Below are 11,874 nucleotides of genomic sequence, written 5' to 3'. Positions count from 1 at the left end.
TCGCGAGTGAGCGCATATCGGTCCGGGCGGCTGGACGCGCGCCGGGAGCCCCCGGCCCCCGCGGCACAATGTCCCGGTGAGCTTCCCGACCGTCCACCGACCCCTCGCGAACCGTGCGCTCCTCGCGCGGGCGGGGTGCGTCGTCGTGAAGATCGGATCGTCCTCCCTCACCAGGAGCGACGGCGCGCTCGACCTCGAGCGCATCGGCCAGCTCTCCACCCTGCTGGCCACGCGCGTCGCGCAGGGCCGGCAGGTGGTGCTCGTCAGCTCGGGCGCCATCGCCGCCGGCATCGCGCCGCTCGGGCTCAGCGCCAGGCCGAAGGACCTCGCCACGCAGCAGGCCGCCGCCTCCGTCGGTCAGGGCATGATCCTCGCCCGCTACACGGAGGCGTTCGCGCGGCACGGGCGGCGGGTCGGTCAGGTCCTGCTCACCGCCGAGGATCTCGTGCGCCGCCAGAGCAACGTCAACGCCGCGCGTGCCCTCGACCGGCTCCTCACCCTCGGCGTCACGCCGATCGTCAACGAGAACGACGCCGTGGCCACCGACGAGATCCGCTTCGGCGACAACGACCGGCTGGCCGCACTGGTGGCCCACCTCGTGCGGGCCGACGCGCTCGTGCTGCTCACCGACGTCGACGGTCTCTACGACGGCCACCCCGCCTCGCCCACCTCCTCCCTGATCCCCGTGGTGTCCGGGCCCGAGGACCTGGCCGGCGTCCAGGTCACGGCCCGCGGCTCGGCCGTCGGCACCGGGGGCATGGTGACGAAGCTCGAGGCGGCCGCGATCGCCACCGGCTCGGGCATCCCGGTCGTCCTCACCGACGCCGACCACGCCGCCGACGCCCTCGCCGGCCGGCCCGTCGGCACCTGGTTCTCGGCACGTGGACGCCGGATGTCGGCCCGGCGCCTCTGGCTCGCGCACGCGGCCCGCCCGCGCGGCAGCGTCGTCGTCGACGCCGGGGCCGCCGCCGCCGTGGGGGAGCGCCAGCGCTCGCTGCTGATCCCCGGCATCACCGAGGTGGTCGGCGACTTCGAGGCCGGGGACGTCGTCGAGATCCTCGGTCCGGACGGGCTCGTGGCCCGGGGCGTCACCGGGTACGACGCCCGCGAGCTCGCTGCGCTCGTGGCCGCGCCGGCCGAGGAGCGGGCGAAGCTGCGGCCCGCCGTGCACCGCGACGACCTCGCCGTCATGCGGGACGTGGGCGGGCGCGCGCAGGGCCGCTGAGGCGGCTCCTCCGCCGCCATGGGCCGCGTCCTGGCAACGAGTGCGGGGACAGGTGGACGAGGTCGGGGATCTAGTCCCCGCACTCATGGTCTTTCCCCCGCACTCGTCGCGGTGGGCGTCGCCTGTCCCTTCACCACAACCGCCCGACGTCCGACAGGTGAGACGTGACCGCTCCCTCGTTGACGGACGCCCGTTGCGGTGCCTACGGTCCATCCAGGTCTTGAGAACCAGTGCGAAGCCCCGGCTCGCTGGTCGGCAACCCCCCTCGTGTGGCGGGGGTGCTCCGGGTGATGACCTGGCTCCACGTCCGTGGAGCAACGCCCGGCGCAGCAGGCGCCCTTGCACGAAGGATCCGGACATGATGCAGCAGGTGAGCACCCACCGATCCAGCTCCACCCTCCTCCCGGCGATGATGTGCATGCGCCCGGGCTGTCGGCGAATGTCGGCCTGACAGCCCGGAGACACCAGCGACGCCGCGCTCCCGCGCCGCGTCACACCGGTCGAGGTGCGGCCTCCCGGGACGAGTGACACGTCCCGCCCGCACGACTCCCGGTCATCGCACAGCCGTCGGCGCAGCCGCCGACGGCGGGAACCCGTGAGGACCCTCCTGCCATGAGCACCACACTGATCTCTGCCCGAACCGCCACGTCCACGACGACGAACGGCCCCGTGACGACCAGCCCGACGACCACCCCCGCGACGACGGGCACCGCGATCCGCCGGACCCCGGCTGCGCAGGCGCGGCCCACGACGCCGACCGCTCCGGCACAGTCCGGCGCCCGCCCGGCATCGGGACGGATCGGCGGCGCGATCGTCGTCGACCTGTCGGGCCTCGGCGCGGCCGTCACCGACCCCGAGGCCGACCTGCCCGTCGACACCGCCGACCTGCCCCGGCTCGCCCGGCATGCCCACGCGGCGCGCCAGACGGGCCTGACCGAGGTCGCGCTCTCGCCCGCGTTCCACCTGCGCTCGGACGCGCCGTGGCGCACCGACGCCGGATCCGACGCCCGGCGCACGGGCGAGCGCCTCACCGATGCCGGCGTCGACGTCCTCCTGCCCGGAGGCACGGACGCGCACGGCGCCGGGTCCGTGCCGGCCGGCGCGGGCCTCACCGCCGACTCGGCGCGCCACGCCGCCGCGACACGGGCCTCCGCGAGCCGTGCGCGCACCGCGGGCGTCACCCGGGCGCCGGCCGGTACCCGCGTGCGTCCCGCGCCCTACGTCAACGCCGTGGACGAGGGCCTGGCCGCGGGGCGCGCCGGCGGCACGGTCGTCGTACGGGCCGTCCACCACGAGCGGGTGCGCGAGTTCGTCGCCGCCGTCCGGCGTGGCGCGGCCGAGGCCGGCGCGGAGGTGCGCGTGCTCGTGGAGCTCCACGTGGCGATCGCCGATCGCCGCGAGCGGGCGCTGGCCCGGACCGAGCTCGTGGCCGACATCGCCGCCGTCGAGCAGCGGGACCTGCCCTGGACGGGATCCGCCGCCATCATCGGCTCGCCCGAGGACGTGCTGGCGGAGGCGCGCGGCTTCGCCGACCTCGCCGATGGCCTGGTCCTCGTCCCGATCTCGGTGCCCGCCGACCTCACGGCAATCCTCACCCACCTCGCCTGATCGGCATCCGCCCGCCCTGTGTGGCGAGTGAGCGGAGTTCTGTCCGGTGACGGGCGTGCCGAACTTTGCTCGGCGAGTGAGCGCGGTTCTGTCATGTGTGCAGCCGCGGTGGGACAGCTGTCCGTCCGACGAACGACGAAGCGCCGTCCCTCCGGTCGTGGAACCGGAGGGACGGCGCTTCGTCGTCAGGTCGGTCGCGCGGCAGAACCGCGCTCACTCGCCAGGCGGAACCGCGCTCACTCGTCGGAGTGGCCGGCCTCGTGCTCGGCGATCTGCTTCCTGATCTCGTCCATGTCCAGCTCACGGACGGCGGTGAGGATCTGCTCGAGGTTCTTCGCGGGGACGGCGCCCGGCTTGTTGTAGACGAGCACCCCGTCGCGGAACGCCATGAGCGTGGGGATCGACGTGATCTGCAGCTGGGCGGCGAGCTCCTGGTTCGCGTCCGTGTCGACCTTTGCGAAGGTGACGTCCGGGTTCTCCTCGGAGACCTTCTCGTAGACCGGGCCGAACTGCTTGCACGGCCCGCACCAGTCGGCCCAGAAGTCCACGAGCGTGATGCCGTCGCCGGTGATCGTGCTCTGGAAGTCGTCCTGCGTGATCTGAGTGGTCGCCATGTGGCGCTCCCTTCGTCCGTGGGCGTGCCCGCCGCGGGCGGAGCACGTCTTCCACCCCGTCCAACCGAGGAGACCCCCGGGCCATTCCCGGGCCCTCGGAGGTAGTTTGCGCACATGACTTCTCCCACCGACGTCGACGTCCGCGAGGCCGTCCGCGCGATCTGCGCCGAGGCGAAGGAGGCCGGTCGTGCGCTCGCCACCGCGACGCGCGCCACCAAGGACGCCGCGCTCGACGCCATGGCCGACGCCCTGGTCGCCGGCTCCGCCCGGATCGTCGCCGCCAACGCGACCGACCTCGAGCGCGGCCGCACCTCCGGCATGAGCCCGGGCCTCCTCGACCGCCTCGCCCTCGACGAGACGCGCATCGCCGCGATCGCCGATGCCCTGCGCGAGCTGGCCGCCCTGCCCGACCCGGTCGGCGAGGTCGTCCGCGGCTCCACGCTGCCCAACGGACTGCGCCTGCGGCAGGTGCGCGTGCCCATGGGCGTGGTCGGGATGATCTACGAGGCACGCCCGAACGTCACGGTCGACGCCGCCGGGCTGGCCGTGAAGTCTGGCAACGCCGTCGTGCTGCGCGGCGGCTCGGCCGCGGCGTCCTCCAACGAGGTCATCGTCGAGATCCTCGGCGAGGCGCTGCTCGCGGTCGGCCTGCCCGCCGAGGCCGTGCGGTCCGTCGACGCCCACGGGCGGCAGGGCGCCGTCGAGCTCATGCGCGCCCGCGGCCTCGTCGACGTCCTCGTCCCGCGCGGGGGAGCGGGCCTCATCCAGACCGTCGTCGCCGAGGCGTCCGTGCCGGTCATCGAGACCGGCGTCGGCAACGTCCACGTCTACGTCGACGCGAGCGCCGATCTCGACCAGGCCGTGCCGATCATCCTCAACTCCAAGACCCAGCGGGTGGGCGTGTGCAACGCGGCCGAGTCGCTCATCGTCCACCGCGACGTCGCCGAGGAGCTCCTTCCCACGCTCTACGCGGCGCTGGCGGAGAAGGACGTCACGGTCCACGGCGACGAGACAGCGCACCGGCTCGCGGAGGGCGGCACGGTGCGGTACGAGCCCGCCACCGACGAGGACTGGGGCACGGAGTACCTCTCGGCCGACCTGGCCGTGCGCGTGGTCGACTCCCTCGACGAGGCCCTCGACCACATCCGGCGGTGGTCCTCGGGCCACACGGAGGTCATCCTCACGCGAGACACCACCTCGGTGCACCGCTTCACCACGGAGCTCGACGCCGCAGCCCTCATCGTCAACGCCTCCTCGCGGTTCACCGACGGCGGCCAGTTCGGCCTCGGCGCGGAGATCGGGATCTCCACGCAGAAGCTGCACGCCCGCGGCCCGATGGGCCTGGGCGAGCTGACGACGACGACGTGGATCGTCGAGGGCCAGGGCCAGATCCGTGAGTAAGGGCCAGGGCCAGATCCGCGAGTAGCAGGCCCGGCCAGCAGGCCCCGGCGCGTCGGCGTCGTCGGCCGTCGGCGAATCCGGCGGCCGCGGGCGACGCCGTCCCCGTATCCTGGTCGGGCAGCCGTCCGGTCACACGCCGTCGGCCGTCCCGCCCACCCGCAACGTGCAGGAGATCAGATGCCCGAGGTCGTCGAGGTCCTGCTGTGGATCGCCGGCATCGGCGCGGCCACGACCGCGGTCGGGGTGGGCAGCGTCTGGTACGGCGTGCGGCGGCTCTCACGCAGCAAGGGCATGCGGCGCCGTATCGAGCAGGGCGAGCTCAACGTCCGGGCACTGTCCTCGGACCCGACCGTGCGCGAGGTCGCCAAGCACCGCCTCGCGATGCGCCGCTCGACCGACGCGACCGACCGGGCCCTGGAGGCCGCGCGCGAGGCGGGCCGTACCGTCGGGGACCTCCCGCAGGTCGCCGCGGACCTCGAGCGCGCCTACCGGGAGATCGACGACGACCTGCGGGTCGTGGAGAACGAGCCCGACGCCGGCATGCGGCACCGCCTGCTCACGGACCTCCTGCCGGACATCCGGACGCACGAACGACTCTCCGGGGACCTGCGCCGCTCGCTGCTGCACTCGCGCTCGTCGTCCTCCACCCCGGCCCTGCGCCGCGCAGCCGACGACCTCATGCTCGAGGCCCAGGCGCTCGGCGCGCTGGGCGACGGCGAGGAGCGCCGCACCGAGCACGAGTCGGACCGCGTGCGGCGCTCGCGCCGCCGCTCCGAGGACGACTGATGGGCGTCGGCCGGCGGATCTTCGGCATCGGCCGGGCCGAGGGCAACGACCGCCGCCGGCGCCGCCGCGAGGCGAAGAACCCGCCGCCGGACCCCGCCACCGAGATCGCCGAGGCCGTCCGCCGCCAGCGCGCCGCCGTCGACGACGCGCGTCGGGCCGTCGGCGAGCTGACCGTCCAGCGCCGCCGCACCGAGCTCCTCCACGAGCGTGCCGAGCTCGAGGTCGAGGGGCACGAGCGGGCGGCGGCCATCGCCGTCGAGCAGGGTGACGACGCGGCGGCGCGGGCTGCGCTCGGCCGCGCGCTCGAGGCCGCGGCGCCGCGCGACCGGCTGGCCGACCAGCTGGCGGTGCTGCGCAACAAGGAGGAGGACCTGCGGGCCGGGGTGGGCCGGCTCGAGGCGCAGGTCCATGAGGTCGAGTCCCGGCGTCGGGCGCTAGCGGCCGACCGGGAGGCTGCCCGCGCCTCCGCGACCATCGCGCAGGCGATGCGCACCGACGTGCCCGGCTCGACGGCGGAGGCCGTCCGCGCGGCCGAGCGCGAGGTCCACGAGCTCGAGGGTCGCCAGGCCGCGTACGAGGAGCTGGCCTGGACGGACTCCGGCTCGCACCAGGTCCACGACGCCTTCGACCGGCTCGGCCGCGAGGCCCGGATCGAGGCCGAGCTGCGGCGCCTGCACGGCTGGGACCACGGGGGAGACCGCAGCGGCGACCACGGCAGCGACCACGGGCCGGGCCACGGGAGAGACCGCGGCGGCCAGCGCGGGGGAGGGCCGGGCGAGATCGGCCGAGGACCCGCCTGACAACCCCGCGCGAGCTGCCGTGCGACACTGGCTCCCGAACTCGAACGAAGGAGACCTCCGATGGCCAGCTCGCTGGTGCGCACGTCCGCCCACACCGCTGCGGAGCCGATGGCGACCGACCTCAACGCCTACGTCGGCGGCGTGATCATGCTCGCGATCCTGCTCATGCTCCTGCTCGTCACCTGGGCGTTCCGCTCGATCAGGACGCGCCACTGACGTGAACGCCCGCTCCCACCGGGGACGCCGACGCCGCGTCGGCCTCATGGGCGGAACGTTCGACCCGATCCACCACGGCCACCTCGTCGCCGCCTCGGAGGTCCAGCACCTCCTCGACCTCGACGAGGTGCTCTTCGTGCCGACCGGCGTGCAGCCGTTCAAGCGGGACCGCAAGGTCACCGAGGCCGAGCACCGCTACCTCATGACGAACATCGCGACGGCGTCGAACCCGCGATTCACCGTCTCGCGCGTGGACATCGACCGCGGCGGCGACACCTACACGATCGACACCCTGCGGGACGTGCACGCGCAGATGCCCGACGCCGAGCTGTACTTCATCACCGGCGCCGACGCCCTGTCCCAGATCCTGGCCTGGAAGGACGCGGACGAGCTGTGGGAGCTCGCGACGTTCGTCGGCGTCACCCGGCCCGGTCACGACCTCGTGGCGGAGGGCCTGCCCGAGGATCGCGTCAAGCTCCAGGAGGTGCCAGCCATGGCCATCAGCTCCACCGACTGCCGCAGGCGGGTCCAGGAGGACAAGCCCGTCTGGTACCTCGTGCCCGACGGCGTGGTGCAGTACATCGCCAAGCACCGCCTGTACATCGACCCCTCGACGGTGGCGTGATGAACGAGGGACCGGTCACGCGTCGCTGGCTGCGCGAGCAGGCCGCGCGGGAGGCCGCACAGATGGCCGAGGACGCCAAGCGGGACGCCGCGGCGCAGCGCACCGGCAGCCCGGAGGACCGCGCGCGGGCCGCGCTCGACGCCTCGGCCGCGAGGGCCCCGGCCGGCCGGGAGGACTCGGAGCGTGGCACCGCTGCACACGGCTCAACCGGGCCGACCGACGCCGAGGTGCAGCCGGCGGGCACCGACCCCGGCGCGACCCACGAGCCCGAGGGCAGGCACGACCTCGGGGCCACGCACGAGCCCGAGGACACCTGGACGCCGGGACCGGCCGTGGGTGCCGGCGCCGGCCACGGGACCGCGCCGGCCCAGGGCCAGGCCGCGAGCCGGGTGCGCGCCGCGGACGGCGAGAGCGCGGCCGACATGCCCGTCACCGCCGGACCGGAGGGAACGGCGGTGCGTCCGTTCGCCGCCGTCCCGCCGGAGCCCGCGCCCTCCGACGGGGCCAGCGGCGATGGGGCCCGCGGCGACAAGACCCCCGGCGATGAGGCCCGCGGCGACGGGGCCGCCGCGGCGGCGCCGCCGCCCCCGCCGGCTCCGGAGGACGAGGTCCTCGCGACGGCCGTCCGTCCCGCCGTCGCCGGAGGCGCCGCGGGTGCTGTGGGTGCTGTGGGTGCCGCGGCCGCCGGTGCGGCCACCGGCACGAGGCCCGACGACGTGCGCGCCGACGCCGGGCCGGCCGGCGGCGGGCCTGGCCGCGATGCGCCTGGCGGTGACGAGCAGGCCGGTGACGAGCCGGTGAGCGGCAGCGACGAAGGGACACCGGTGGCGACCACCCAGCGCGGACGGGCCGCCGGTGCAGCGCCGGCGACGAACGGCCGTACGACGACGAAGGGCCCGCGCGGCAAGCGCCCCGTCCGTCGCGTGCGGTGGTGGCGCGGGCTCGCCATCATCGTCCTGCTGGCGGCGATCTTCTTCGGCGTCGGTGCCGCCGTCGGGCTCTACCTGTTCGGCCGCTGAGGGACGGGCGGGCGCAGCCCCGCGCAGCGCCGACACCGTAGGATCGGGGCCACCTGTTCCCGAACCGAGGAGATCCGTGGCCGCCGACGAGCGATCCCGCCACCTGGCGAACGTAGCCGCACGAGCCGCCGCATCGAAGAAGGCCGAGGAGATCATCGCGCTCGACGTCTCCGAGCGCCTCGTCCTCACCGACGTTTTCCTCGTGGCCTCCGGCTCGAACGAGCGCCAGGTGCGCGCCATCGTCGAGGCGATCGAGGAGGCACTCGCCGCCGAGGGGGCGAAGCCCGTCCGCACGGAGGGTCTGACGGAGTCCCGCTGGGTGCTCGTGGACTACACCGACGTCATCGTCCACGTGCAGCACACCGAGGATCGCCAGTTCTACGCGCTCGAGCGCCTGTGGGGCGACTGCCCGGTCGTGCCCGTCGACGTCGAGGACGTCGTCGTCGACGAGACCACCCCGGGAGCCGAGGACGGACCGTACCGGGCGACCGGGCTCGGGACCGGCCAGTGACCGCCCGCGCGCTCGTCCTGCTGCGGCACGGGCAGACCGACTACAACCACGCCATGCGCATGCAGGGCCAGATCGACATCCCGCTCAACGACACCGGGCGGCAGCAGGCCGAGCGTGCCGCCGAGGTGCTCGGCGGCGCGGACCTCACCCGGATCGTCAGCTCCGATCTGTCGCGCGCGCTCGAGACCGCACAGATCCTCGGGCGGGCGGCCGGGCTGGACGTCACCACCGACGAGGGCTTCCGCGAGCGCGGCTTCGGGCTGTGGGAGGGCCACACGCACGAGGAGCTCCAGGCCGGCTGGCCCGAGCAGTACGACCACTGGCGGGCGGGCCGGGATCCCGAGGGGATCGGCGTCGAGTCCCGGGCGGGCGCGGGGGAGCGGGTCGGGCTCGCTCTGCGCGCGGTCGCCGAGGCGGCCGACGACGGCGAGATCGTCGCGGTCGTCGCGCACGGCGCCGCGATCACCCTCGGCATCGCCCACATCCTCGACATGGGTGCGCACTCGTACTGGCTCGGCGGCATGGGGAACTGCCACTGGTCCGTCGTGGCGCAGAACCCGGGGCGCGAGCCGGCGTGGCGCCTCGGCGTGCACAACATCGGCGTCGACCTCGTGCCGCGGCCGCACCGCACGATCCTCGACCGCGCCTCCGAGACCAAGGACCACGGGGACCAGCAGGTCACCGGCGGCTCCGGCCGCCCCACGCAGGCCGACCAGACGGGCGTGCCCGGGCGCTGAGCGTCAGCCGGCGGTCCGGGCGCCGTCGATCACCCAGAGCTGCCCGGACACGTGCGAGGCCTCCTCACTGGCGAGGAACGCCGCGACGTTCGCCATCTCCGACGCCTCGCCGACGCGCCCCTGCGGGACCTGCGCCGCGAGCGTCGCGTTGAGCTCGTCGCCGAGACCGTCGAGCCACGGGGTGCGCGTGACGCCGGGGCCGATGGCGTTGACGCGGATGTTCTGCTGCGCGTACTCGAGCGCGGCCGTCTTCGTCATCATGACGACGGCGCCCTTGGAGGTGATGTAGGCGGCAGCGGACGGGGTGGCGAGGACGCCGCCGATCGAGGCCGTGTTGACGATCGAGCCGCCGCCGCGCTCGACCATGAGGCGCAGCCCGACCTGCAGCACGCGGAAGAACTGGCGGACGTTGATGCGCATGACGCGGTCGAAGTCCGCCATCGGGTACTCGTGCGTGAGCAGCGCGGGTCCGTTGACGCCGACGTTGTTGGCCAGCACGTCGATCCCGCCGTGGTCCTCTCGGAGGTAGGTCTCCAGCGCGTCGATCGCGTCGTCGTCGTCGACGTCGAGCTGGTAGGGGAGAGCGAGCTCGCCCAGGCGCGCCGCGACCTCGTCCTGCCGGCCGCTGACGTCCGCCAGGACGACCGTCGCGCCCTCGGCGACGAACTTCGTGGCGATCGCCTCACCGATGCCTGATCCTGCTCCCGTCACGAGTGCGGTCCTGCCCTCGAGCCTGCCGGTCATGATGCCGTCCCTTCGTGGAGTGGTAGCTCCAACCTATGCCGCTGACCTGGTCGGATACCGGGACGAACGACCCAACCCGGGGCTGACCGACCGCGCGTGCGCGTGACGGCGGCGTGCGCGGGATCACGCACCGAGGGGACGTCGTGATTGGCTCGCCGGCCGGGCGGTGACATAGACTCGTCCTCGCCCTTCGGGGCCCCGGGGCTATGGCGCAGTTGGTAGCGCGCTTCCATGGCATGGAAGAGGTCGGGGGTTCGAATCCCCCTAGCTCCACCCTGTGTGATGTCCCAGGACATCGAGAACGGCTGAACCCCCGGTGTCGGGGGTTCAGCCGTTTTTTCGTTGGTAGGTGTGTGCGGGGTTCAGGGTGTGTTCGCTGAGGATCTCGCCAGTGGAGGCGTCCAGCACGGTGGCGTGGTCGTTGTGGACCAGGCAGGTGATCTCGGTGCGGGCGTGGGCGCGGCCGATGCCGAGGTGCAGCATGCGGCCGCTGTGGCGCAGGCTGATCTTTCCGTCGCGGTCGACGGTGTCGTAGCGCACTCGCCACAGGTCGGGGTCGCCGGGCGGGGTGGGGGTCGCCGGGGGGATGAGCTGGTAGGCGTGGGCGGGGGTCTGTCGGCCGATGCCGCGATGAGGGCGGTCGTTGTTGTAGTAGTCGCGGAAGTCGTCGAGTTCGTCCTGGAGGTGGGCGAGGGTGTCGGCTGGCCGGGTGGCGAGGCGCTTGTTCAGGGTCTGCCAGAAGCGTTCGATCTTGCCCTGGGTGGTGGGTTTGAACGGTTTGCCGTTGCGTTGCTGGATGCCGTGCAGGGCGAGCAGGGTCTCGAACGCGTTGCCTGTTCCGTCGGGTCGTCCGCGGCCGCCGCGGGCGTAGCGGGTGGTGTAGACCATGCCGTTGTCGGTCAGGGTCGCGGTGGGGTATCCGTACTGGCTGGCTGCTGCGGTGAAGGTCTGGGTGACGGTGGTGCCGGTGACGCGGTGGTGGGCGGAGAGGTGGACCAGGAGTCGGGAGTGGTCGTCGAGCCAGCCGATGATCTCGACCTCGGTGCCGCCGGTGAGCGTGGTGTGGGTGAAGTCGGACTGCCACAGCTCGTTGGGGCGGTCGGCGGCGAAGCGGCGCCAGGAGGATCGGGGGCGTTTCTGAGGCTGGGGCGTGATCGTGCCATTGCTGGTCAGGATCCGCCAGATCGTGGTTCGGCCGATGGTGTGGCCTTGGCGGGTCAGGTGCCAGTCGATGGTGTCCGCGCCGGCGTCCAGGCCTTGGGCGGTGAGCTCGCCGCGGAGCTGGAGGACGCGTTCTCGGACCTGGTCCGGAGTGCGGGTGGGGACGGTCAGTGGTCGGCGTGAGCGGGGCTGGTAGGCGGCCTCGCCCTCGGTGAGCCAGCGGTGGTGGAGTTTGTGGACGAGGGACTTCGACACCCCGTAGCGGGCAGCGACCTGCCCGTAGGAGAGCTTCTGGACGGTGACCGCTTTGATGAGGACCTCGTACTTCGCCACCGTTCACGATGTCGTGGGACATCCGATCCCGACAGGGGGCAGTCGTTCACGATGTCTGGGGACACCCGTTCACGATGTCCTGGAACCAGACACC

General features: G+C 73.6%; 13 protein-coding genes, 1 tRNA gene and 1 riboswitch. Of the genes, 11 read left to right on the top strand and 3 right to left on the bottom strand.

Annotated features, from left to right (window positions below):
* Positions 1-76 precede the first annotated feature (76 nt).
* Entirely contained in the window at positions 77-1,225 is a 1,149-nt protein-coding gene (gene proB / locus ACPYO4_RS06455; protein WP_425708396.1) for a glutamate 5-kinase, read from the top strand.
* A 216-nt stretch (positions 1,226-1,441) separates the two neighbouring features.
* Positions 1,442-1,553: riboswitch (SAM riboswitch) on the top strand.
* Between the two features lie 284 nt (positions 1,554-1,837).
* Positions 1,838-2,833 (top strand): hypothetical protein, encoded by a 996-nt coding sequence (locus ACPYO4_RS06450; RefSeq protein ID WP_425708395.1) that lies wholly within the window; start codon positions 1,838-1,840, stop codon positions 2,831-2,833.
* Between the two features lie 236 nt (positions 2,834-3,069).
* Here the strand turns inward: ACPYO4_RS06450 and trxA are convergent, their stop codons facing one another.
* On the bottom strand, positions 3,070-3,447 hold the full coding sequence (trxA, locus tag ACPYO4_RS06445; RefSeq protein ID WP_425708394.1) for a thioredoxin: 378 nt from the start codon (positions 3,445-3,447) through the stop codon (positions 3,070-3,072).
* A gap of 114 nt (positions 3,448-3,561) precedes the next feature.
* Between trxA and ACPYO4_RS06440 the strand changes: the two genes are divergently transcribed.
* The 8 genes from ACPYO4_RS06440 (at position 3,562) to ACPYO4_RS06405 (ending at position 9,542) form a co-directional block, all read left to right on the top strand.
* The gene (locus ACPYO4_RS06440) at positions 3,562-4,848 is read left to right on the top strand and encodes a glutamate-5-semialdehyde dehydrogenase (RefSeq protein WP_425708393.1); all 1,287 of its coding nucleotides are present in this window, start codon (positions 3,562-3,564) and stop codon (positions 4,846-4,848) included.
* Between the two features lie 177 nt (positions 4,849-5,025).
* Positions 5,026-5,634: a hypothetical protein gene (locus ACPYO4_RS06435; RefSeq protein ID WP_425708392.1), complete on the top strand. Its 609-nt coding sequence runs from the start codon at positions 5,026-5,028 to the stop codon at positions 5,632-5,634.
* Entirely contained in the window at positions 5,634-6,434 is an 801-nt protein-coding gene (locus ACPYO4_RS06430; protein ID WP_425708391.1) for a PspA/IM30 family protein, read from the top strand. Before ACPYO4_RS06435 ends, ACPYO4_RS06430 begins: the two co-directional genes overlap by 1 nt.
* 60 nt (positions 6,435-6,494) lie before the next feature.
* Positions 6,495-6,650: a hypothetical protein gene (locus ACPYO4_RS06425; RefSeq protein ID WP_425708390.1), complete on the top strand. Its 156-nt coding sequence runs from the start codon at positions 6,495-6,497 to the stop codon at positions 6,648-6,650.
* A gap of 1 nt (position 6,651) precedes the next feature.
* Positions 6,652-7,275: a nicotinate-nucleotide adenylyltransferase gene (gene nadD / locus ACPYO4_RS06420; protein ID WP_425708389.1), complete on the top strand. Its 624-nt coding sequence runs from the start codon at positions 6,652-6,654 to the stop codon at positions 7,273-7,275.
* Positions 7,275-8,294: a hypothetical protein gene (locus ACPYO4_RS06415; protein ID WP_425708388.1), complete on the top strand. Its 1,020-nt coding sequence runs from the start codon at positions 7,275-7,277 to the stop codon at positions 8,292-8,294. Before nadD ends, ACPYO4_RS06415 begins: the two co-directional genes overlap by 1 nt.
* Positions 8,295-8,370: 76 nt before the next feature.
* Entirely contained in the window at positions 8,371-8,805 is a 435-nt protein-coding gene (gene rsfS, locus ACPYO4_RS06410; protein ID WP_425708387.1) for a ribosome silencing factor, read from the top strand.
* Positions 8,802-9,542, top strand: coding sequence for a histidine phosphatase family protein (locus tag ACPYO4_RS06405; protein WP_425708386.1), 741 nt, complete (start codon positions 8,802-8,804; stop codon positions 9,540-9,542). Before rsfS ends, ACPYO4_RS06405 begins: the two co-directional genes overlap by 4 nt.
* A gap of 3 nt (positions 9,543-9,545) precedes the next feature.
* On the opposite strand, the gene ACPYO4_RS06400 is transcribed toward ACPYO4_RS06405, so the two are convergent.
* Positions 9,546-10,286 carry an SDR family NAD(P)-dependent oxidoreductase gene (locus ACPYO4_RS06400; protein ID WP_425708385.1) on the bottom strand — a complete coding sequence of 247 codons (741 nt, stop codon included), beginning with the start codon at positions 10,284-10,286 and terminating at the stop codon, positions 9,546-9,548.
* Between the two features lie 200 nt (positions 10,287-10,486).
* Between ACPYO4_RS06400 and ACPYO4_RS06395 the strand changes: the two genes are divergently transcribed.
* Positions 10,487-10,559, top strand: a tRNA-Ala gene (locus ACPYO4_RS06395).
* A 54-nt stretch (positions 10,560-10,613) separates the two neighbouring features.
* Here the strand turns inward: ACPYO4_RS06395 and ACPYO4_RS06390 are convergent.
* Entirely contained in the window at positions 10,614-11,780 is a 1,167-nt protein-coding gene (locus ACPYO4_RS06390; RefSeq protein WP_425708384.1) for an IS481 family transposase, read from the bottom strand.
* Positions 11,781-11,874 lie beyond the last annotated feature (94 nt).

Origin of the sequence: Georgenia sp. Z1491, assembly GCF_049856175.1 — a bacterium.
In the GTDB taxonomy this organism is placed as follows: domain Bacteria; phylum Actinomycetota; class Actinomycetes; order Actinomycetales; family Actinomycetaceae; genus JB111.
This window is presented reverse-complemented; position numbering and strand designations above follow the sequence as displayed.

Excerpts from the sequence above, each read along its gene's own strand:
- ACPYO4_RS06430 (WP_425708391.1), top strand. The coding sequence starts at position 5,634 with ATGGGCGTCGGCCGGCGGATCTTCGGCATCGGCCGGGCCGAGGGCAAC.
- ACPYO4_RS06450 (WP_425708395.1), top strand. The coding sequence starts at position 1,838 with ATGAGCACCACACTGATCTCTGCCCGAACCGCCACGTCCACGACGACG.
- ACPYO4_RS06435 (WP_425708392.1), top strand. The coding sequence starts at position 5,026 with ATGCCCGAGGTCGTCGAGGTCCTGCTGTGGATCGCCGGCATCGGCGCG.
- ACPYO4_RS06400 (WP_425708385.1), bottom strand. The coding sequence starts at position 10,286 with ATGACCGGCAGGCTCGAGGGCAGGACCGCACTCGTGACGGGAGCAGGA.
- ACPYO4_RS06415 (WP_425708388.1), top strand. The coding sequence starts at position 7,275 with ATGAACGAGGGACCGGTCACGCGTCGCTGGCTGCGCGAGCAGGCCGCG.
- trxA (WP_425708394.1), bottom strand. The coding sequence starts at position 3,447 with ATGGCGACCACTCAGATCACGCAGGACGACTTCCAGAGCACGATCACC.
- ACPYO4_RS06425 (WP_425708390.1), top strand. The coding sequence starts at position 6,495 with ATGGCCAGCTCGCTGGTGCGCACGTCCGCCCACACCGCTGCGGAGCCG.
- ACPYO4_RS06440 (WP_425708393.1), top strand. The coding sequence starts at position 3,562 with ATGACTTCTCCCACCGACGTCGACGTCCGCGAGGCCGTCCGCGCGATC.